Origin of the sequence: Paenibacillus sp. UASWS1643 (assembly GCF_008693195.1) — a bacterium.
GTDB classification, from domain to species: Bacteria; Bacillota; Bacilli; order Paenibacillales; family Paenibacillaceae; genus Paenibacillus; species Paenibacillus amylolyticus_B.
The window spans coordinates 53,611-76,341 of the sequence record NZ_VXKZ01000110.1 but is presented as its reverse complement, the minus strand read 5'-3'; the positions used below and the strand labels follow the sequence as shown (position 1 = coordinate 76,341).

The window sequence follows — 22,731 nt, the reverse complement described above, 5'->3', positions numbered from 1 at the left end:
GCATGAGTACTAAACTAGTTGTATCTATAAGACCATTTCAACGAACGACCTATGCCTATGAAAAGTTGCAAGTCTGCACCCGTTGTGGACAGTATACCTGCCTGTGGGAAGAGGAGTGCACGGCCTGTGGCCGGGGTACCCTGAATTCCGTTCAAGCGAAGGCAACTTCCCGTGTGAAACGTCGAATTGCACGCGACCTGTTCATTACCATATTGTTCGGTGCAGCTGCCACCTATTTTGGTGAGACCATAGATCAGACCATGGCGGCAGCCAGCGTTTCCCTGCTGCTTCTGGCCTTACTGATCTTCATGCAGAAACGTTCGTTCGAGGTAGAGCAGCAGCGCGAGTTGAAGCGCACGTTGCAACAGGATGAGGAACTCATCCGCCAGGGCATTAACCGCAACTGGGCTCTGGTCGCCGAAGCTCGAAAGCAGGATGAAGCACTTGCCTATGAGATGCTCCGCGAGATCGGCTCACTCGTCTACAATGACCGGATTCGACTGCAGCAGGTTGCGCTGTTACAATCCTTTGTCCTGCGCAGTGATATGGATCTGCAGCTCAAGCCCTTGCTGTTACGCAGCTTCGAGCGGCTGCTGGCTGAATATATCGGTGAGATTGCTCGGCTTAAGCCGGATTTGATCCGTGAAGATGCGATTCGTTATATCGCAACCTATGAAGTGAACATTTTACAGCTCCACAATGGAATTCAGATACTTACAGCCGTAGCTGCTGCTGCCGTGCGCAAGAGCAAATATATTGAGTTATTCCCTAGTCTTATTACCCGCTACGCCCGCTTTATGCCCAAGGATCGCTTCATGAGACTTTATCACACGATTGAACGCTATCCGAGCAAGGCACGAGGGGGATTGGCAGAGTCGGTAGGTCGGGTGTATAACGAGAAATATCGGGATCAATACGCAGATGTTCAGCTGTAGAGATGATATATTGAGAAAGAAAAACGTAGTTTAGTGCAAACTCACTCCCTGTATATAGACGAATGCAATTTCATCCATCCCTGCATGTGCGTCAGCACCACAGATCGAAGGTTATGCTTCTAATGATATAAGAATTAATCCAAAAACATCCCATCCTTAGGTCTAGGATGAGGTGTTTTGAATTTTATGGCATTCTGCCACGTGCTATACGCAGTACACGAAAAAAAAGAAAAACTAGATGGGTAATACCTAAATGGCATCTTCCATGGATCAAACAGGCGCGCAAACAGGCACTCGCAGATGACAAAAAGAATAAGCGGAAATGATCATCTGTCCTGTTGAAAAAGGGCCGCGACGTGGTTCCGCCCGCGACCCTTGATCTGAGGGTTCGGTACATGTGTACACGAACCCTCTCATATGTGCCATGCCAATCTCTGTGGCATGGCACAGTGCCTGCGCAATTGCGGCTACATCGCCGCTTGCGCCAAGGCTTTACCGTCCGCGACGAGAATCGCGACGGTCGCCCTTCGCCGGTCCGCGTCCTGCGGATTCCGGACGGCGAGAGCCTTCGCTGCTGCGCCCGGAGGTGCGCTTGTCAGCACTACGGCCAGCCCAGCCGCTGCTAGCTGCGCCACGTCCGCCTTGGCCCGCTGCACCGCGACTGCTGTCGCTGCTGCGCGCGGAACCACGACCTGCGCTGCGCTCGTCGCCACTGCGACCCGCACCGCGTCCACCTTGACCTGCTGCTCCGCGACTGCTGTCGCTGCTGCGGCCACCGCTACGACCGCTACTGCGGCCGCCTTCACTGCGTCCACCTTCGCCCCCGCGGGAACCACGCCCCCCACGTCCGCCATCTCTGCGATCGTTACGGCCTGCACCGCGACGGGCACTGCCAGTTCCGGAAGAGCGTCCGCCTGAACGTTCGTCATCCCCTTGACTGTTAATGGAACGTCTAGCTGCTCCAGTTGAAGCAATTGGACCTTCGCTCGTCCACTGGATACGGGACAGCTTCTGGTCGATACCTTGTTCAATACGTGCAAGTTCCGGTCTGTCGTGCTCTGTTGCAAACGTTACAGCAAGACCCGTACCGCCTGCACGGCCCGTACGACCGATCCGGTGAATATAACTTTCCGCATCATGCGGCATATCGTAGTTAAATACATGCGTAACGCCTTCAACATCAAGTCCACGTGCAGCTACATCTGTAGCAACCAGCACTTGCAGTTTGGCATCGCGGAACGCTTTCATTACGTTCTCACGCTTGGATTGGGACAGGTCTCCATGAAGTTCATCACTTGCATAACCTGCTTCACGCAGATCTTGGTTCAGCTTGGATGCACGACGCTTGGTCCGGCAGAAAATAATCGCCAAGTATGGGCGATACGTATCAATCATACCGCGAAGCGCTTCAAGCTTACCGCGATCCGTACATTCCAGTACCTGCTGGCGAATCTGTTTGATCGGAATAACAGATTGGGAAGATACCTTCACATCTTCCGGATCTTTCATGTAGGTCTTCGCCAGGTTGCGAATGCCCTTAGGCATCGTTGCTGAGAACAGCATTGTCTGACGTTTATGTGGTAGCTCGCTAAGAATCGTCTCCACATCGTCCAGGAAGCCCATGTGCAACATTTGGTCGGCTTCATCCAGCACCAGTTTTTTCACATTATCAAGCTTCAACGTGCCACGGCGCAGGTGATCCAGCAGACGACCGGGTGTACCAATAACGATCTGGGTACCATTCTGCAATTTACGCAGTTGCTTGTCCACATCCTGCCCGCCGTATACGGCAAGCACGTGCAGTTTATCGTCGTTAGCAGTAAGCTTCTTCGCTTCTTCCGTAATTTGCAGCGCAAGCTCACGCGTAGGCGCAATAATCAGCGCTTGCGGCGAACGGTCGGATACGTTAATTTTCTGAATAATCGGCAGCAAAAATGCCAGCGTTTTCCCTGTGCCTGTCTGTGCCTCGGCGATAATATCGCGTCCACCCAACAGTACCGGAATCGAACGCTCCTGTACCGGAGTCGGCACAGCGATGCCCTGATGTTTCAGGATCTCGCACCATTCCGGGCGAATGCCCAGTTGTTCAAAGTTTGCCAATCGTTACACCTCTGTATATTCATTTAGATAAGTCCATTTCATAATGACTCAGTATCAGTATCTGCCATCAACACTAGTTTTCCTTATATCAATCATGATTATGAAATGAATTTTTTAAAAAGCAATCCACTCGTTGCTCTTCTTCTCCATACCCTGTAGTTTACACGTTAGTCAAGCAAAACAAAAGGGGATACAGCGTTACCCCCTAACTTGTAGCACAAAATTCCAAGATCAGCGTAACTTGTATCGACCAAGTGACTTTAAGTCGGGTAGCAAGAGACTCTAGATCTGCCTTCAGGTTGCTGATCTGTGGATATGACCTAGCATGCCTCCGGCTCTAATAAAAAACAGCGACGCCCTCTCCCCGATTTCCGGAAAAAGTGCGCCGCTGATTATAAATTATCTTTTTATGTTATCTATTCGTTGTTTACTTCGTTCCAACCAGATTACGAACCGTGCCCGCCTGCTGTAGCAAATCCACTCCGTTCAAGAATACGAGAGCTTTCCTCGTTTAACCCGCGCAGGTGCACTGTTTTGCCCAGCTTCGCGTATTTGAACTTCACTTTGCCGATAGCCACAACCGCGGTATTATCCCAGATATGTGACCCTCCGAAATCAATCGTGATTTCCTTCGGATCGGCCTCTGCATCGAACTCATCCACAAAGCGGGACGAAGAACCAAAGAAGAACGGTCCGTGAACCCGATATATTTTCTGCCCTTGCTCTTGGCTCGCCTGTACACGGATCTTGGTCTGTTTCCAGCCAAAATGCAGCACACTGAGCACAACGCCGACCATAACCCCGATCGACAGATCGTGGGTATAGACCACAATAGCCACCGTCACGATCATGACAAAGGCTTCCGCCCGCGGCACGCGAGCAATATTTTTAATGGAACTCCAGTCGAATGTTCCGATACACACCATAAACATTACACCGACGAGCGCACCCATCGGCACCTGTTTCACCACTCCGCTGAGCAGCAACAACAGGATTGCGAGAAACGCACCTGCGGTAAACGTGGATAATCTTCCGCGTCCGCCAGACTTCACATTAATCACCGATTGCCCAATCATGGCACAGCCAGCCATACCACCGAACAAACCGTTAATGAAGTTGGCAATCCCCTGACCGCGTACTTCGCGGTTTTTACTGCTCTTGGTCTCCGTCATCTCATCCACAATGGTAGCGGTCAGCAGAGATTCCAGCAAACCGACGAGTGCCAGAGTGAATGAATAGGGCAGCAGAATCATCAGTGTTTCCCATGTCCATGCAATATTAGGCAAGTGGAACATTGGCAATGTACTGGTCAGGTTCCCCATATCGCCGACAGTCTTCACATTCAGATTTAACATCGCCGTAATGATCGTCATCACGATGATCGCAATCAGTGGAGCCGGTGCGGCTTTGAAAAAACGTGGCAAAATATAGACAATCGCCAGCGTACCTGCCACCATCGCATACATAATCCAATTCGCTCCCGTGAAGTGAGTTAACTGCGCCATAAAGATCAGGATAGCCAGTGCGTTCACGAATCCGGTCAGTACCGAATGAGGCACAAACGTAATAAATCGCCCAACCTTAAATATGCCTAGCAGAAACTGGATAACACCCGTCAGTATCGTAACTGCAAAAAGATATTCCACACCATAATCCTTGACGAGTCCAACCATCAGTACCGCCATTGCACCCGTTGCCGCCGAGATCATACCGGGTCTTCCACCTGCAATCGAGATCACAATCGCAATGGTAATCGAAGCGTACAGCCCTACCATGGGATCGACTCCTGCAATGATGGAGAAAGCAATGGCTTCCGGAATTAACGCCAGCGCTACCGTAATGCCTGCCAGCACATCTCCGCGAATGTTGCCAAACCATTGTTGTTTTAAAGTATTCATATGTTCTCTACCGTTCCTCCTACATGTCATTACTCAAATTGGAAGATGACCCTGAAGCTTAACGGAAGCATTCATCACTGATCAATACACTCAGCAATTAATAAAAGTGTGTGAGACAGCACAAAATAGCGGAATCTTCTCCGCACAATTGCCTATGCATCTGAGTTACATGCTCATTCACCACCCCTATCGTATGGATAGTTGGATGAATCATCATGTCTGTTTTCCGTTCCAGTGTTTTTGCTTCTTTTCCGTTACAACGATCAGTTATCTTCCTTGTGTGACATCCTGGTCTACTCCAGATGCCCATGGGTTTCCCTCTCTCAGAAAAACCGGGTCCGTTATTCTACTGACCTATTATTATAGTCACTGGAATGAATATGTACTAATACAGTTAAGCCTTAAAAATAAAACCTTATCTCCTATTATCTTAATATTTCTGTGATATACTCATCCATCCTCTATTCACGAAAAATAACCCGCAAAGATCCTTTGAAGAAGGTCTCTTTACGGGTATTCTCGCGATACTTTGCTAGAATCTTCCTGATTTGAATATCGAATAGAGCAGGAAAGCCACCATCAGAATCGCCACCAGGAAACCAATCTCAATGACCGGAATATCCCACAGCATCGTGGACTGATGACTGATCGACGAACCGATAATCAGGCCCACCATGATAATACAAAAGGCAAGTAACACAATACTGAAGGACAGCCGATTGCTGATCTGATCCATTCTGCGCATGAGTGCGTCCAGCTCAGGAACACTGATCTCCAGCCTCAGCTTGCCTTTGCTAATAATGGATGATAATTGCCTTAACTGCCCTGGCAAACCAATGACACTCTCAGCCATATCAGCCGCACTGCGGTACAACCGATTCTTGATTCTTCCGGCGCTAAAACGTTCCTTGATCAGCTTCCGCCCAAAGGGCTCCGCCATATCTACGATGCTCAGGGAAGGATCGAGATGTTCGATGACACCTTCCATCGTCAACAACGATTTACCGAGCAGCAGAATATCCGCAGGCATGACAACCCGGTGCCTCTGGGCTACGCCGAATAAATCATTCAACGCCTGACCCACACTAATCTTGGAAAAGGGAATATCGTAATATTTGCTACGCAACTTGTCCAAATCCACATGAAGACCACGCAGGTCCATGTCATCTGGCATCATGCCGAGCTTCTCAATCGCTCGGATCATACTGTCCGTATCTTTGCGCATTAACCCAATAATAAGCGAAGCGAGCTGTTGTTTCATCTCATCACTCAGACTGCCCACCATGCCAAAGTCTATAAAGGCAAGACGACCATCCTTCAATACCATCAGATTGCCCGGATGTGGGTCAGCGTGGAAGAATCCCTGAATAAAAATCTGATTCAATAATGAATCCACCAGCCGCTCGGCAATGTTATTCAGATCATGACCGCGTCTGACCAGTTCTTCACGATCATTAAGTTTGATACCTTCGATATACTCCATAGTGAGCACACGGGACGAAGTCTGATCCCAGTAAATTGCCGGGATTTTCACCTTGTTGTCCTGTTGGTATTGCTGTGCAATCTTTTCCGTATTGCGGCCTTCGACCGTATAATCCAGTTCGGCCATCAGTGCCTGAGCATATTCTTCGACCATTTGCGGAATCTGATATTGCTTCACCCAGTCCCAGCGCTTCTCGGCCATGGCTGTCAGTTCACGCAAGATATCCAGGTCACGCTGTACAATACGCGATATACCCGGCCGCTGAATCTTGATGGCTACCGATTCACCGCTTCGAAGTTTGCCGAGATGCACCTGTCCAATGCTGGCCGCAGCTACAGGGGTATCCTCGAACCGGGAAAAGATCTCCTCCAGCGGTGTATCCAATTCCTGTTCCAAAATACCCCGTGCCGTTTCGGAAGAGAACGGCGGGACCTGATCCTGCAACTTCACTAGCTCGCGAATGACAGACTCAGGCAATAGATCTGCCCTTGTGCTTGCGAGTTGCCCCAGCTTAACGAAAGCTGGCCCCAGCTCCTGCAGCACAAGCCTGATGCGCTCACTCAGCGTTTTGGTGGTGTGTGCTTCACGCGACATCCACCGTCTGGGCAGAGCCAGCAGCTGGAACAAACCCAGCTCCTCGACCATATAACCGAAGCCATGACGCACTAGCGCCATGGCAATTTCACGGTATCTGCCGACATGTTTGATTCGCACGGCCATCTACTCGATCTCGTTTCCTTTGAGAGGAGGAGGAACTTCAAGTGGAGCTGGGGATTCATCAGGTTGAAGCTGTGGTGATTGGCCCAGTTCGGCAAGTCTTTTCTCCAGGACAGCAACGCGCTGTTCCAGACTGGTTACATCACTTTCGGATGCCACACCGGCTTCCTGAAGCACTCGCTTGACCTGTTCCTGAATCATTCTCTTGAACTGACCCTGTTCTTCATCGCCCCGTTCCAGCAGACGTTCGACCAAAGCTTTGGATTCACCGGGCGCAAGTTCCCCGCGCTTGACCAAATCATCCACGGTTTTCTCAATTTTTTCTTTGCTTACAACAGTAAGACCAAGCCCTAACGAGATCGCCTTTTTGAACAAATCGCTCATTTTTGTCATCCTCCTCTTCGTTGATCTCTATATTATACCCCTTATACTCTGCATGCAAAGATGTCTGTCCGATCAGACGTAACGTGCAGCCCATTTGCCTGCTTGCAGCAGTAACTTCCGGTACGTTTCGTGTGCAAAAGACGGCACATGGTGACCCGGCATCAGATAAACAATACGCCCAACACCATATCGATGAGCCCAAACCGCAGGCTTTGGTCCATCTTCGGATTGATATTCCAGCAATATCTTCGTTTCGGCAAAAGAACCAAATTCGAACTGATACGGCTCTTCTTCCATTGTGAAATTCGATATGCCCTCCGTCACGGGATGGCTTTCCGCCGTTACAGTGAATTCAAGCGGTGCATACGCCGGATGATGCAGGAACTTGGCACCGATCATCTGTTTGAGTTCATAACGATTTTGGAGCGAAATGCCGTTATGTATAATGACCAGTCCACCTCCATTACTCACATAGGACAACAAACCTGCTGTCTGCTGAGGAGAGACTTTCCCTTTCCAATCGTCCATGTATGAGATACATACATCAAACCCGGTTATATTTTCTTGAAGCAACATATTCCGATTCTCACTGCACTGCACAGTCATAGTATCATGGAAAATTCGGCTAATCTCCGCATCCACACCTTGAAGCGGATGCCAATCTGGATGTGTATAATCGCCAAGTAGTAATGCTTTTTTACGATGATCCATTCAATCAATCTCCTTCCTTGTTCACCTCACTGTATCAATCAACTACCAGGGGAGCTTCTCGCCCTTGTAGTCCACATATGCGGGCTGATCTCCTTTAAACTGTTCATGGCGGTCAATAAGTACTGCGATATGCTGTGCAGATTGCTCGGGCGTGAGATCCGCAGAAACATCCAATTCGCCCCTCATATAACTCTGTACCCAACCGGGATGCACAAGCATCACTTGTCCGCCTTCATCCTTCAGACCATTGTGCACAAGACGGGCTTGCATGTTCAAAGCAGCTTTGGACATACAATAGGCAAACCACCCATCCCGACTGCATAGCTCTATACTTCCAGCCTCGGAAGAGATATCAACAATCAGCTTGACCTGTCCTTGAAGAAGGAGGGGTAACAGGGAATGAGTCACACGCAGTGTACCTAGGGTATTCACATTAAATACTTCAGCCATCTCCGCCATATTCAACGGCCCGCGGATATGATCCGTAATACTCCCTAGTATAGCCGCATTATTGATCAGCATATCCAAATGATTCGTACCCAGCTTCAATGTCTCCGTGAATAGAGCCACCGACAGGTCGTCCGCAATATCCAGTTCGATGGCGCGCAGATGGTCAGGATATCCTTCTGCAAGCATACGAATTCCCTCGGAATCTTCCACGTCCAGACCGGCCGCATACACGAGATACCCTCTCTTAAGCATCTGTGCCGTCAAAGCCAATCCCAATCCCCGAGCAGCTCCCGTTACACATACGGTTCTCATCATGATGTCCCTCCCTCGCATAATGATTCTGTCTTTTATTCATTCCACATATTCATCTGAAAACCTTTAATTCAGAATGGGATCGCCAACTTCACGACCAAAGACTCATTAGGCAAAAGCAAGATTAGAGCCATTTTGCTTATTGAATTCAGCTATCTATTTGAGCTATAAATAGCTGCTATTATCTCTGCATATATCGCTCCTGCCGATAGGCTAAACAATGTTCCACCCATCTTCGAGCGACTGCCGGGTAAGAGCCCAGATGAACGTGCGTATACCCCGCCACGATGTTGCCTGCCGCATACCCTTCTTGCTTCAGGCCACGCAACCCCTTGGTCTCATACGCATAAGGGATCGTTTCTTCATCACGATAAGTCATCGTGGAATAATGAAATTCATGACCCCGAAGCACTTCACCCTTTTTCAGCAAAAAGGAATCCTGAACGCTACTCGCTTCACGGTAGCCAAGCGCAGCGCGCTTCTTCTGCATCTGCACCTGCGCAGGGATAATACCCGCCATGTCGAAACTAATTCCCTCACGGTTGGTCAACGTTTCCCCGAGTACCATGTAACCGCCACATTCTGCGAATAAAGGCATGTTGGATTGTGCTGCTTGTCGAAGTCCTTCCAAGAACCCTTGGTTACCGGCAATCTCTGCTGCAAACTCTTCTGGAAATCCTCCACCCAAATAGATGCCATCCACATCCGTTGGAATACCTTCACCAGCGAGCGGACTGAAGTATTGTAATCGAGCCCCGGCTGCTTCGAGTAATTCCAGATTATCGGGATAATAGAAATTAAATGCGGCATCGCGCGCAACGGCAATGACAGGCTGTACCGCATATGATACATGTCGATTATTAACGTGGATCACTGAATTGGAATGTGGGTCGTAATTCGAGCCTGGTTCAGTATTAGCAGGATCAGTGTGGGTAGTAGCGGCAAGACTCCCTTCTTCTTGTTGAAGCGGCGGGGCGCTTGCCGCCAGTTCCAGCAGAAGACCCAGATCAGTACCTTCCATCAACACATCGGCTGCCCGCTGAAATAATGGTTCCAGTTCACCGCGCTCGATGGCAGGTACCAGTCCCAGATGTCTCTCAGGGATGGACATGTCCTCGTCACGCTTCAACCAGCCAACCACCGGAATGCCGCACATCTGCTCAATGGCTTTTTTCACAATCGTATAATGCCCCGCACTTCCACACCGGTTGACGATCACTCCGGCAATATTTAATTCAGGCTCCAACTGTTGAAAACCCAGTACAATCGCGGCTGCACTGCGAGCCATGCTGCGTACGTCCACAACCAGGATCACAGGGGTCTGAGTGACCAGAGCAATCTCTGCAGTTGAGCCTGTATTGCTGAGCGGATCTTTGCCATCATAGAGGCCCATAACGCCTTCTATAATGGAAATATCATGTCCGGCTGATGCCTTCTGGAACGTATCCCTCACATACTCAGGTGAGGTCATCCATGCATCCAGATTGCGTGACGGTCTGCCCGTAACAGCGGTATGGTATGTCGGATCAATATAGTCCGGGCCGCATTTGAACCCTTGTACACTCAAACCACGCTGAGCGATTGCTCTCATTAGCCCCAAGGTTACTGTCGTTTTCCCTGCACCACTTCCGGTGCCTGCAATGATCAGTCGGGGTCTGGCATTACGATCTGAAATGCTCATCGTCATATCCACCTTTTCTTCGAGATAACAAAAGCTTCTGATCGAAGCACTATCAAGGATGAACCATTCGTGTTTTAGTTGTAACGTATAAATTCTATAATCTAAACAAAACCGCATCATATAGCGATGCGGTCAAGATTAATGCACACTTTTTATTCATGAAATGAATGTTTACAAAATAACGGAGAGGGCCTAGGACAGAAAAAACCTGAAGAAGCGCGGCTATGCCGACCTTCTTCAGAACAGTACATGTTCAATCCTCAGCTCTGTTTACTCAGATTATCGAACCAGGCCACTAATCTCTAATCTTGGCCGCACGCCCTGCTGCAAAGTAACGTCCAAGCTCAACGATGAGTGCTCCCATCTTCTCTTCCTTCGGAATGACCAGTGCCTCAATGCCTTCTTCACGCATGGAGTTTGCTGTTACTTTACCTACAGACGCAGGGATTACACCTTGTCTGAAGGCTGCAAGCATCGGCTCAAGCTTGTCCTGGGAAGCCGCATATTGGGTCAGAAATCTGACCTGCGGTCCACTTGTGAACGCAACAGCATCTACCTCGAAATTTAGAATTTCATTCAATAACTGTTCCAGCTCTGCCTCTTCCGGCGGCACATGGCGGTAAGGAAGCACTTGTCTGACGAGTGCGCCTTGTTCTTCCAACCATGCGACAAGTTTGGGAGCTGTCTCCCCATGAAGCTGCAACATGACCTTTTTCCCTGCGAGGTCATGTGGGGCGAACTCTCGAATGAGCCCGTCCGTGCTACCGTCATCATCTCGTACCAGCGGTGTTAACTTGCGCTTTTTGAGCGCATTCACCGTCTTGTATCCCCTTGCCGCAATTGAGGATTCCGATAATACATCCAACAATTGGCCTGCCACTTCCATATCCTCAGCCATTTCAAACAATGCATCCAATCCCATACCCGTAGTTAACACCGCCCAGTCTGGCGGGTCTGAGATCCAGGATACCAGCCCATCCCTGATACTCCGATCATCCAGGAATACGGTCCCCTGTGCCGGTCGCACAAGCGGGATTCCACCCATTTTTTCAACCAGTACGGACATTTCTTTCGATTTTCGTGGTCCTGTCAATGCTACACGCACACCTGCCAAATGTTGAGCCATTCATGTTCCCCCCGTTAGTTCAGCCGAATGTTCATCAGTCTGACTACAGTATACAGGGTACTTCTGTGAAGGGATACTGTGCTTTCCCTCTTTTTGCCCGTTCATCTATAAGGATTTTTGATGGAATGCATCAGGAAGGCTGGAGTTCTCCGCCATGAGAATCTTTCCGCCTTTTCTCCCCGTCCTTCTCCGAATCAGCCGATTTTTGTTCCGGCTCATGGTTCTGTTTCTTTGACTGGTCTCCCGATCTCTGTTGGGTAGATTCTTTTTTATCCTTTTTGCGAGGACGAAGGAAAAGAAACAGCACAATGGGGAACAACACTTCAAAAATAATGGCAATCCATGTCCATTCCCGAGTAAAGCGATTGAGCTGAATGGCATTTCGGAAGAACCAGAATGCACAGACAAATCCGACGAGGGCAATCGGGCCTGTCAATACCTTTCCCGATGCGTTCGGAATCATTCGCTTCAATCCCCAGCAGACAAAGTACAGGTCAAAAGCAATCTTCGTGATCATGGTAGGCAAGGTTGCCGCTGCCAGCGCAAGGTCAAACCGATCCAAGAAGTCACTGATTTGCAATTGTCTTGCCAGTTCATAGGAGGGATACACCAACCTTGAAGCGATAGGAACTCCAATGGAGGTAATAGTCTCAACAAGGATTAGCATCATCAACAAGGCTGACAATATAATGCCTGACACAACCGACTTAAATCGAAAATCACTGCCCTTGATAACAAAAGGCAATGCAATCATCTCTCCGTAGAACGAAAATATGTACCAACTCCCCTTGCCCACTCCCGCAACATCAACGTGAAAATATGGCATCAGGTTATCCATATTGATCTGTTGAATGAGCATGAAAGGCACAATCACGGAGTTTAAGAGAAACAATGTCACATACAACTCCGACATACCGATCAAGGAGCCGAGCCCACCTCTGACGATAAAAACTCCCATAACGATCAGTGATAACACAATGATGGAAATGGGGGTGGTCTCTAACAACGTTATGCTTATATAATCACCCGTTAACCGGATATCCCTAGCAAACACAAAGAAAAAAAACAAAATGTACATCAATCCTGCGAGCCTTCCCAAAAAGGGGAACCGCCCAGCAAGGGCTTGAAATAGATCCTGATCCGGAAATCTCCGCTGAACCCGACTTATCATCCACATCGATGCAAGCATCACTACGACTACAGGTATATACGAGAGATAAGCGTGTTGTTCCGCATAGTAGATAGCTTGCGCGTGTGGCTGAATTAACGTTCCTGAAATACTGAGCAGGAGCACGAGCAGGATCGTCTGACGGTGTGTTACTCTCTGATTCATAATATACCTCCTTTCCCTCTCGCAAACTTAATGCATCCTGTCCACAACCTAGGGCAGGGGCAGTAAGCGCTGGATAATGTGGCTTATCCATACCGACACAAATAAGGTTTTGCTTAGATTAGTCACATAGAACCAAATGCCCGTAGCCACTGCTATCAAACTATAGGATAGCCAGCGATTAATGGCAGCTGCCTGTTTCAAATGTCTGAAATCCATCAAGATGACCACAATTGCCATGGCCAGGTAGGTAAATAAGAGTGGTTTAATCATGTACAACTTCCTCCTCTACGACGCCGATTGGTTTATTGCTCACCCCAACGTTTTCAATAATGACATGGGGGGTAACCGTCACCTCAACTTCAGGGTATATGTCATCCCAACGATCCTTCATCGTGTCCCACTTGGCTGGCATATGTTGATGAATGGATCGACCGATCCCAAGGATGTCCGCATGGTATTTTCCCTGTACCAACCGGACACCTTCCTCGATATCCAATTTTATTTTCTGGTGAATGGCTTCATGTAACTTCAGAATCTCATTCTCACGTCGGTCACCATAATTGGATTCGTTATCTACGAGAACTCCCTTGGCATATAACTCAATATTCACGGTGACCTTGTCAGCCTTGATACTGGGATGCAGTGAAGCGTTGTTCTCGTTCAACTTGATGAACATATCTCCATCTCCGCCAGGAGCTTTAACCATAATCTCCGGCGCATTGGCCTCGCCCATAGCAAGAATGAGCGCATCAGCCGGAGCTTTGTCGATCATGCCAACCAGCTTATCTTTCTTGAAAATGGCCAATCCATCAAGCTTGATGTTTGTTTTGGCGTCCTTCCACCCTTTTGGAACATTGCTCACTTTCGAAGCGACAGGCAGGAATGGATCCACACCTTCACTAAGAATGGCATCTATAAACGTTTTAAGTGAACGTGGATTACGCATATTGAGGAAGCACAGTTCCCGCACCATCTCGGATGGAAACTTCTCTATCGGTGCATCCGTATCCATGACCTCATATGCTGAACCTTTTGTGACCACTGGCAATGCAGAGAATCGGTTCAGCGGATACCGCGTAAACAGATCAAGCATGGGGGCCACTCCATCCTTGGCAAGCTCCTCACCAATAAGCATCGTACGGCGATGCGCATAATAGATTGTTCGTGAGAGTTCCTTTTGACCTTCAATAGACGTACCATGCAATGATTTGGCTGTATTGGATAACATGAACCAGGATTTGTCCCCACTTGTACCCCCGCCACCTCCCGAACTGCCGGTAGAACCGGATTGACCGGGAAGTGCAATCTGCAGACTGGATCTGTAGTTGTCTCCTTCCTTATCAACAGCAATACCAATCACAAAGGCAACATCGTTAATCTCCTTACGATCCCAGCAACCTGAAATAAAAGTGGTACATAACAACAGCGCTATCACTGCCCGGTACTTATATATGAACTGCATGGGTTCACCACCCCTCCTCAGCTTCAGGGGAACCGTTGATCTTTTCGGTCATCCGTTTCTGATCCCGATGTACCGTAGAAGGACGATTGATCATTTTCCACCATGGCACACGAATGAGAATGTCTTTGGTATCTGTTTTACTGTAAGGGCTAAGACCGGAGAGATATGGGACACCAAACGAAGTCATCTGTGTCAGATGCACAGAGATCAGGACCAAGCCGATGACGATGCCATATAATCCAAGCATACCTGCCAGTAACATGATCGGAAATCGGAGCAGACGCACCGTAATCGCAAAGTTAAATCGCGGGATCGTGAAGGAAGCTATACCTGTCATGGATACGATAATAACCATCGGGGCGGACACAATCCCGGCCTGAACCGCAGCCTGCCCAATCACAAGTGCGCCGAGAATACTGACGGCCTGCCCTACTGTTTTGGGTAACCTGACCCCGGCTTCCCGAAGGGCTTCGAACGATAGCTCCATAATGAGCGCCTCAACCAAAGCCGGAAAAGGAATGGCTTCCCGGGCACCTGCGATACTTAGAATCAGCGTAGTTGGCAGCATGTCCTGATGAAATGTTGTAATAGAGATATACAAGGCTGGCAGGAACAGAGCGATGGCTACGAACAGGAAGCGAATCCAGCGCACCAGATTACTGATGAAGAATCGTTCGTAATAATCCTCACTGGCTTGCAGCATCTGCCACATCGTGACTGGAGCAATCAGCGCGAATGGGGTTCCATCTACCATAATGGCAAAGCGTCCTTCCAACAGATTGCCTGCAACGGTATCCGGCCGCTCCGAGTAGTGCATCTGAGGGAAAGGCGAATACGGATGATCTTCAATCAATTCCTCGATATAACCCGTTTCCAGGATGCCATCAATATTGATTTTTTCCAGACGTTTCTTGACATCTTGAATCGTTTTTGGATCAGCAATACCTTCCAGATAGGTCAGCACAATATCGGTCTTGGTTTCTGTGCCAAGAGTCATGCTTACCATCTTGAGAGAAGGTGTTTTCAGCTTGAAGCGCAGCAAAGCCGTATTCACGCGCAGTGTTTCGGTAAACCCCTCCCGCGGTCCCCGAATCACGGATTCTGTCTGCGGTTCCTCCACACCACGTCTGACGCCGCCTTTGACATTGAACATCCAGGCTTCGCTACTTCCATCGACCACCAGAAGTGCGGAGGATGCCAGCACCCCTTCTGTCGCAGCAGCCCAGCTTTCAACGCGCTTCACCTGGGTCAGCTCAACGGTTGTATCGTCCAGCGGAACATCGGGTTCATCTGTGCGCTGCTGCACCAAACCTCGAATAATCGGACGCAGCATGTGTTCCTGGATATCAGCCGAATTAACAATGCCTTCGATGTAGACCAGAAGTCCTTTCACTTCAGGCGTAATCATGACATTGCGAAAAACCACATCCGAGCAATCGGAGAATATCTCCTTTACCGCCTGAATCTGAGTTTCATGTACTGCACTAATCGGCTGCCGAAGAAAAGGCGGGGATGGCAGTCCCAAAGGGATATGTTTTTTCTCTTCTGAAGCTCGTCCCGGTTGTCGGGACTTGACCTTCCCAGATGTTTTGTCCGCCATATGCCGCCCCTCCGTTCTTGTTTTTATACAAGGTAGCTTGTGCCAGACAGCTGGGAATTATGTGGTCTTTTTTGCAAAATTACGATAAATTCTCTGAGTTTTCAGACAGCAAAAAAGGCCTCTGTATTTAACAGAGACCTCTGGGATGTTCCAAGTTCTATAGTTACTTATAAGTTAATCCGCAAAATAATCTTCAGGCACATAACGAATCTCCGACTTCGCATAGATGCTTAGCGTGTGACTCTCCCTGTCGTACACAACCCGTTCACCTTCTACGTAGTACCAGTGTTTCAAAAGGGGCTGATCTTTGCGTTGGACGAAACGAAATACGTTCAGTTCCTGTCTAAGCTCCATAATCTGTTCCACAATCTGCTCGTCCAGACCCGTAACGGTAAATATGAAGCCTGTACCTTCCTGTTGGAACCGATAGGACAGCGAATCTGTTTTGCTATTAGCTAATCCTCGCCCGGTCACCGCATGTTTAACCATAAACCATTCCTGTTGCGCCATACGTGTATATCCTCCTTCATCTTGGAGTTCATTTCATCAGCCATCTACGGCAAATCAATAATCATATAGAACGTATCTTCGTTTCCTTGCAGTTCGATTGAATCCCGCTGTTCCACACGAGCCGTGTCGCCTTCGTTCAACAGGTACTCTCCATCCAATCCCAGCTTGCCTTCGATGGAGAAAATGTACATCCGGCGGCCCGAATCCTGATTAAAGGTTAACGTTTCGTCTTTGGCTAATCGGCCAAGGTAGATCGTCATATCCTGATGAATGGTCGCAACTCTTGGTCCCCCATCTGGGGATACAATCGGCACGAGTGCTCCTGCCAATGCCGCTGGATCAAATGATGTGGTCTCATACGAGGGCTCTAACCCTTTTGTCTGTGGCATGAACCAGAGCTGAAGCAAACGTACTTCTTCGGTATCGGATGCATTATGTTCGGTATGAATCATGCCACTGCCTGCTGACATCCGCTGAATACCACCAAAGCCTGTAACGGCTACATTGCCCAGGTTATCTTCATGTCGCAACTTGCCGTTCAGTACGATGGATACAATCTCCATGTCACTATGCGGGTGAGCTCCAAAACCGCGACCAGGCGCAATCACATCGTCGTTCGCTACCCGCATCGGTCCAAACGCCGTATTCTCCGGGTCTTGGTATTCTCCGAATGAAAAGCTGTGACTACCACGGAGCCAGCCTCGATCGAAGCTGGAGCGGGCATCGGATGAAATGACGTTAATCATAAATTGCATCCTCCTTATTTTTTCTTAGTAGCATACTTATTCTCATTGTAACAAACCTCAGGCATGTCGTCCAAACGAAAAAAGTTCTCTACTGATCAGCCCGGTTCGCAAATCAATTCCCGAACCGGCCTGGCCAATAAAGAACCTCATTACAGGACTAATCCTGCACTTCATTATTTTTAGCAATCGTTAGTCAAATCAAGCACTCACATTCTGGCGAGCGTTCCCCTGTCTGGAGAACAGATAATCCACGGCCAGGAGGCGGCTTCCGGTGAAGAGCAGTGTCAGGGAACCCGCAAGCAGCAGGTAATCTAACTCGGTACCACTCAGGAACGGCTCACCCATTTTGGCTGTAAACAGAACGCCAACCATCACGATGGCAAACAGGGCAGCAAACACACGTGTTCCCAGACCCAGAATCATCGCTGCACCACCTACCAACTCAATGATGGCTACAACGTATGCAAGAAATCCGGGAATACCGATACTTTCGAAGAAACCTACTGTACCGCTGATTCCACCTTCGAATTTACTCCAGCCATGCAATACAAAGATCAAACCGATCATAATCCTTGAGAAAAGTAATCCAATCTCTACACTTTTATTATTCATGTTCATCTTCCTTTCTCATTATATTCGACTTCAATTTAGCCCAATTAATCTATCCGATGGACCAAACAAACAAGATAGACAGCAATAGAAAAACAGTAGCCGACATCAAAACAGCATAACGTGGCAATCTCAGCGTCACGTCCTGTTCCGGGTCGAGCAGACGTGAAATTCGGACATTCACCGACGTATCCGCAAATGAGGACTGAACGGTCAGTTCCTTTGCCCCCCTAGGTTCAGGACAAGCACGAAGCAGCTTGAGCAAAGCACTGCCAATGCTTGCCACATTGCCTGTACGCTCAATAGCCTCATTGTCTGCCAGAATTTCTCTAACGATATTGTAATGTTTCGAAGTATGCTTCAATACGGGAATATATGGCATCATGATTGCAAATACCGATAACAGTGTCGTCTTCAGTGGGTCACGGTGCCACAGATGATGGACTTCGTGGTACACAACTGCCGTCTCCTCTTCTGCATCCAGCATCGTCAGAAGCCCCGTGGAGAGTACGATGCAAGGCCTCCATAAACCAATTGTAAATGCAACCGGAGAATGCTTGTCCACCACAATGAATCCCGGCTGTCCGAGATGGTGATACTTGGACTCCAGTTCGCGGGACAATGCACGCACTTCCATGGAGCGAAGCTTACGTACGGCTGCTCTGGTTTTCATCATACGCACCATTAGCAGCCAACCTGTACCCGCAAATGTTAGCAATACCAGTGCCAGCAGGAAATGTCCCACGGATAACCAACCGAGTCGACTCATCCAATGATTGCAGAGCCAGAGCAGGTTAAACGGGATATCCCAGCCAAAAATTTTGTACATCGCGTACATGAACATCTGCATGAACACGAGTAACGGAATGCCAAACCCGACGGTAAACAAAAGTTTCGAGCGGGTCTTCCACATCTTAATCGCTATCCTTTTTCCATTGTTTGATCTTCTGTTCCAGGCGTTCAATCAGACCCGCATCTGCTTCGTCCAGCGCATCCAGCATATGATTCAATGCCAGAGCTCCGAATTCATCCACCAACTCATGTGACAGTTCCTTGGATTGATCGTTCATAAACTCCTCCTTGCTCTGTACCGGTTGGTACAAAGATGTTCTGCCCTTTTGTGACTTTCCGAGAAGTCCCTTGTCTACGAGCCGGTTCATCACGGTCATGACTGTATTAAAATTGACGTCTTTGTCTTGTTCAAGTGCGGTCTGCACTTCACGGATGCTGCTGCCAGGACGAGCCCATAAAATGTCCATGATCTTGGCTTCCAGTGGACCAAAAAATCGGTTGAGCCCACGCTCACCCACTTTGAAATTGTGTATTCTCATTTTCTGACACCCCTCACACTACCCATTGTAGTGCCAACAAATGAGAAGTCAACCTCTATGTCAGCTATTTTATGTAAATGATTTGTAAATTTGTTTTCCATTTCAGTAAAAAAGGCCAAAGACCGGGAAATTCCGCACGTTCGCGGTTTTCCCGGTCTTCCCCAAATATTAGTCCGTATGATGTTGCGAGTACAGGGTCAAACTGCACTTTATTTTCCATCCTGTGACGGCATATGTGCAGAAATATCCACGCCGAGTCCATGAGCCAAACGTCCGCCAAGCTGTCCATCCGCCCGGAAGAAATGGCATAGAGCACGCATTTGAATATCAACAGATACGCCCTTAAGGTCATTGATCAGATTATCCAGCAAATGCTGCTGCTCTACAGGAGTAAATGAACGGAAAAGCTCACCTGACTGTGTGTAATCATCCGTCTTCTCGATTTTCTCTCTTGTAACATGCCCTTGCAGCGGAACCTGACTGTCCCGGTATGCCGGATCTTCTTGCGGGCTGTTTCCTGAACTGTTGGGTTCATAGTTCACCGGAGATGGGTCCTGATTCACATTCATGAGTCCATCACGCTGATAATTACGAACAGGTGCGTACGGGCAATTCACCGGAATTTGCAAATAGTTCGTTCCAAGCCGGTGCCGCTGTGTATCCGGATAGGAGAATAGGCGTCCTTGCAGCAATTTATCTTCGGAAGGCTCAATTCCAGGTACAAGCGCACTAGGAGAAAAGGCCGCCTGCTCCACTTCAGCAAAGAAGTTTTGCGGATTCCGATTCAGGGTCATGGTGCCCACCGTATGGAACGGTAATACATCTTCAGGCCATGTTTTGGTTGGGTCGAGCGGATCAAAAGCAAAATCATCCATTTGCTCTGGCTTCAAAAGCTGTACCTGTAACTTCCACTGCGGGTATTGCCCGTTCTTGATATGTTCATGCAGGTCCCGGGTAGCATGATTAAAGTCCTGTCCTTGTACCTCGGCAGCTTCCTGACGAGAGAAGCCTCGCACGCCTTGTGCAGACTCCCACTTATATTTCACATAATGGACTTGCCCCTGTGCATTAATCCATTTGAAAGCATGTACGCCGAAACCATCCATCTCCCGATAACTTGCCGGTGTACCCAGATCAGAGAACAACCAGGTCATCATATGTGTTGATTCCGGTGAGAGGGTCATGAAGTCCCAATAACGAGCTGGTTCCTGAATGTTTGTATCTGGAGCCGGCTTCAAGGAATGCACCATGTCCGGGAACTTCATGGCATCACGAATGAAGAAAACGGGCAGATGGTTGCCTACGATATCATAGTTGCCTTCCCGTGTGTAGAATTTGACGGCAAATCCACGTGGATCTCGTGCAGTCTCTGGTGATCCCGTACCGTGAATAACGGTCGAAAAACGAACCAGCACATCCGTCTCCGTACCCGGATCTTGCAGGAAGTCCGCTGTTGTATACTCCTTCATACTCTGCTCTAGCGTGAATACACCATGAGCGCCTGCTCCTCTTGCATGTACAACTCTTTCGGGAATACGTTCACGGTCAAAGTGGGCTATTTTCTCAATGAGATGGTAGTCTTCAAGCAGTGTTGGTCCTCTTCTGCCTGCTGTGCGGGAATTCTGGTTGTCACCTACAGGTGCTCCCTGATTCGTTGTCATACGTTCTGTCATCATGTCGTCCTCCTCTAATGGGTCTCACGGCTGCTATATATCTACTATTAAAATCATATTCGGCTTCAGTTTAAATATACATTTAGACTTGATCTAACTGTTAAATTGATTCTAACATGTCCCACTCTGCTCTTGCATGAGGTTCGCATGAGATTAAGATGAGGTTCTTCAACACTTCATGAATGAACTATGAACATGTTTTTAAGGAAGTGATCCGGATTTACTATATCTATTAGGTTCTATCCGAAAATACATGAGGTCAACGATAACATTAGGCAAAAAAAAAGCGGACTAATCCGCCAGGCGGTAGCCCACTCCTCTTACAGTGACAATATATTGCGGCGAAGATGCGTTATCGCCCAATTTTTTGCGCAAGCTTTTGATATGAACATCAACCACATTACTTCCACCCGTAAAGTCCGTCTCCCAGATATCGCTGAGCATCTCCTCACGGGAAATGACTGCACCTTTGGCATCAATCAGCTTGAGTAACAGATCATATTCGGTCTTGGTTAGATGAATCCGGTTATTATCGCGCTGTACACTCATCCGTTCACGATCGAGCCACAGATCCTTAAATCCGATACGGTGCCCTTCCTCAGGCAAAAACCCACGATTGGGCAAAGCAGGACTGTTGCCAATCATGCGCTGCACCCGGTAAAGTGCCTCCTGCGGGCGTGCAGGCCACACCAGCAATTCCTCCTGAAGCATCGGTCCACTCGCACTGCCAATCATCTTCTCACCGACCAGATACAGACAAGGGGTTGTATGCTCAGCCTCACGATTCAATCGGCTGCTAATTCCAGCAAAAGCATCGATAGTTCCGGCCACAGACAGGTCATAGATCAACAGATCAAAGACAAGACGCTCATGCAGATCCGGTTCCCAGCGATGGAAGACCAGTACATCAAAGCAGCTATCCGTTAAGGCTTTTACCAGTTCATGAACCTGCCCCGGCATCGGGCTGATCAGAATAACACGCCGTGTAACAGGACAATTGTCCACAAGCGGTGCTGAGTCGGACAAGGCTGGTTTAACCCTTAGGGGTAAACGGCGGCCAGGCAGTTTTATTTTTACTTGATCCGTTTGTTTCTGCATTCCCCGCAGACACCTCCAAAGACCACATGAGCATGATCGATTGCATATCCGGTTTCTTCAGCTACCTGTTTCATCCATTGTGGAGGAACCTCCGTCATCACCTCGTCCACTTTGCCGCACACTTCACACATGATGTGCTGATGATCATCCATACGGGCATCGTACCGGCTTGCTGTCTCTCCGAGTTTAAGTTCCCGTATCAATTCTTTGTCCGTCAGATAACGAAGAGAATTATACACCGTACCATAGGCCAGATTATATCCTTGTTCCACGAGTCGATTCATGACATCAGCAGCTGTTGGGTGATCCTCCGAATGACGCACCACATCATATACCGCTTGCCGTTGTATCGTCAGATTTAAAGTTCTCACAACCATTTCTCCTTTATTATTGATCCATTTTATATGAAATCAGACACTGATCTTCTACTTATGATGGTCTTCCCAAAAAGAAAGAATAAACTTTGATTTAGATTAAGTATAAATCTTATTGTATATTGAAGTCAATATCGCTCTAACATCCTGTATATGCAAATAAAACACCTTTCCCAGCAATCCCCTCATAAATTTGGG

The 22,731-nt window shown here is 48.4% G+C and carries 21 protein-coding genes; 1 reads left to right on the top strand and 20 read right to left on the bottom strand.

All coding sequences use genetic code 11. The annotated features are described in order from the left end of the window. Nucleotides 1–2: 2 nt before the first annotated feature. On the top strand, nt 3–935 hold the full coding sequence (locus FE296_RS17390; RefSeq protein WP_047840770.1) for a hypothetical protein: 933 nt from the start codon (nt 3–5) through the stop codon (nt 933–935). A 492-nt stretch (nt 936–1,427) separates the two neighbouring features. On the opposite strand, the gene FE296_RS17385 is transcribed toward FE296_RS17390, so the two are convergent. From FE296_RS17385 to FE296_RS17290, 20 genes are all read right to left on the bottom strand, one after another. Further along, nucleotides 1,428–3,035 (bottom strand): DEAD/DEAH box helicase, encoded by a 1,608-nt coding sequence (locus FE296_RS17385; protein ID WP_150365798.1) that lies wholly within the window; start codon nt 3,033–3,035, stop codon nt 1,428–1,430. A 446-nt stretch (nt 3,036–3,481) separates the two neighbouring features. Further along, complete coding sequence (locus FE296_RS17380) at nt 3,482–4,933, bottom strand: SulP family inorganic anion transporter (RefSeq protein ID WP_150365797.1); 1,452 nt, start codon at nt 4,931–4,933, stop codon at nt 3,482–3,484. A gap of 532 nt (nt 4,934–5,465) precedes the next feature. Further along, the gene (locus FE296_RS17375; RefSeq protein WP_150365796.1) at nt 5,466–7,136 is read right to left on the bottom strand and encodes an ABC1 kinase family protein; all 1,671 of its coding nucleotides are present in this window, start codon (nt 7,134–7,136) and stop codon (nt 5,466–5,468) included. Further along, nucleotides 7,137–7,517 carry a phasin family protein gene (locus tag FE296_RS17370; RefSeq protein ID WP_124116606.1) on the bottom strand — a complete coding sequence of 127 codons (381 nt, stop codon included), beginning with the start codon at nt 7,515–7,517 and terminating at the stop codon, nt 7,137–7,139. 72 nt (nt 7,518–7,589) lie between these two features. Continuing rightward, nucleotides 7,590–8,228, bottom strand: coding sequence for a ThuA domain-containing protein (locus FE296_RS17365; protein WP_074092596.1), 639 nt, complete (start codon nt 8,226–8,228; stop codon nt 7,590–7,592). A 42-nt stretch (nt 8,229–8,270) separates the two neighbouring features. Further along, nucleotides 8,271–8,993, bottom strand: a complete 723-nt coding sequence (locus FE296_RS17360) for an SDR family oxidoreductase (RefSeq protein WP_223868919.1) — start codon at nt 8,991–8,993, stop codon at nt 8,271–8,273. Nucleotides 8,994–9,171: 178 nt separating this feature from the next. Continuing rightward, complete coding sequence (locus FE296_RS17355) at nt 9,172–10,671, bottom strand: cobyrinic acid a,c-diamide synthase CobB (RefSeq protein WP_223868918.1); 1,500 nt, start codon at nt 10,669–10,671, stop codon at nt 9,172–9,174. Between the two features lie 295 nt (nt 10,672–10,966). After that, the gene (locus FE296_RS17350; RefSeq protein ID WP_150365794.1) at nt 10,967–11,797 is read right to left on the bottom strand and encodes a uroporphyrinogen-III synthase; all 831 of its coding nucleotides are present in this window, start codon (nt 11,795–11,797) and stop codon (nt 10,967–10,969) included. Between the two features lie 130 nt (nt 11,798–11,927). Beyond that, a complete protein-coding gene (locus FE296_RS17345) occupies nt 11,928–13,130 on the bottom strand; it encodes a GerAB/ArcD/ProY family transporter (RefSeq protein ID WP_150365793.1) in 1,203 nt (400 codons plus the stop codon). Between the two features lie 48 nt (nt 13,131–13,178). Then, nucleotides 13,179–13,400, bottom strand: a complete 222-nt coding sequence (locus FE296_RS17340; protein WP_124116610.1) for a hypothetical protein — start codon at nt 13,398–13,400, stop codon at nt 13,179–13,181. After that, nucleotides 13,393–14,592: a Ger(x)C family spore germination protein gene (locus FE296_RS17335; RefSeq protein ID WP_124116611.1), complete on the bottom strand. Its 1,200-nt coding sequence runs from the start codon at nt 14,590–14,592 to the stop codon at nt 13,393–13,395. The genes FE296_RS17340 and FE296_RS17335 overlap by 8 nt, the downstream gene beginning before the upstream one ends. Nucleotides 14,593–14,596: 4 nt before the next feature. Beyond that, the gene (locus tag FE296_RS17330; RefSeq protein ID WP_124116612.1) at nt 14,597–16,192 is read right to left on the bottom strand and encodes a spore germination protein; all 1,596 of its coding nucleotides are present in this window, start codon (nt 16,190–16,192) and stop codon (nt 14,597–14,599) included. Nucleotides 16,193–16,366: 174 nt separating this feature from the next. Next, nucleotides 16,367–16,702 carry a hypothetical protein gene (locus FE296_RS17325; RefSeq protein WP_124116613.1) on the bottom strand — a complete coding sequence of 112 codons (336 nt, stop codon included), beginning with the start codon at nt 16,700–16,702 and terminating at the stop codon, nt 16,367–16,369. A 44-nt stretch (nt 16,703–16,746) separates the two neighbouring features. Continuing rightward, nucleotides 16,747–17,448, bottom strand: coding sequence for a pirin family protein (locus FE296_RS17320; RefSeq protein WP_150365792.1), 702 nt, complete (start codon nt 17,446–17,448; stop codon nt 16,747–16,749). A 198-nt stretch (nt 17,449–17,646) separates the two neighbouring features. Beyond that, a complete protein-coding gene (locus tag FE296_RS17315; protein WP_150365791.1) occupies nt 17,647–18,060 on the bottom strand; it encodes a DoxX family protein in 414 nt (137 codons plus the stop codon). Between the two features lie 49 nt (nt 18,061–18,109). Beyond that, nucleotides 18,110–18,970, bottom strand: coding sequence for a M56 family metallopeptidase (locus FE296_RS17310; RefSeq protein ID WP_124116615.1), 861 nt, complete (start codon nt 18,968–18,970; stop codon nt 18,110–18,112). 1 nt (nt 18,971) lies between these two features. Further along, nucleotides 18,972–19,388 (bottom strand): BlaI/MecI/CopY family transcriptional regulator, encoded by a 417-nt coding sequence (locus FE296_RS17305; protein WP_017691824.1) that lies wholly within the window; start codon nt 19,386–19,388, stop codon nt 18,972–18,974. Nucleotides 19,389–19,597: 209 nt separating this feature from the next. Beyond that, on the bottom strand, nt 19,598–21,061 hold the full coding sequence (locus FE296_RS17300) for a catalase (protein ID WP_150365873.1): 1,464 nt from the start codon (nt 21,059–21,061) through the stop codon (nt 19,598–19,600). 291 nt (nt 21,062–21,352) lie between these two features. Continuing rightward, on the bottom strand, nt 21,353–22,159 hold the full coding sequence (locus tag FE296_RS17295) for a winged helix-turn-helix transcriptional regulator (protein ID WP_150365790.1): 807 nt from the start codon (nt 22,157–22,159) through the stop codon (nt 21,353–21,355). Further along, nucleotides 22,135–22,530: a Fur family transcriptional regulator gene (locus tag FE296_RS17290; RefSeq protein ID WP_036612807.1), complete on the bottom strand. Its 396-nt coding sequence runs from the start codon at nt 22,528–22,530 to the stop codon at nt 22,135–22,137. The genes FE296_RS17295 and FE296_RS17290 overlap by 25 nt, the downstream gene beginning before the upstream one ends. Nucleotides 22,531–22,731: the final 201 nt, after the last annotated feature.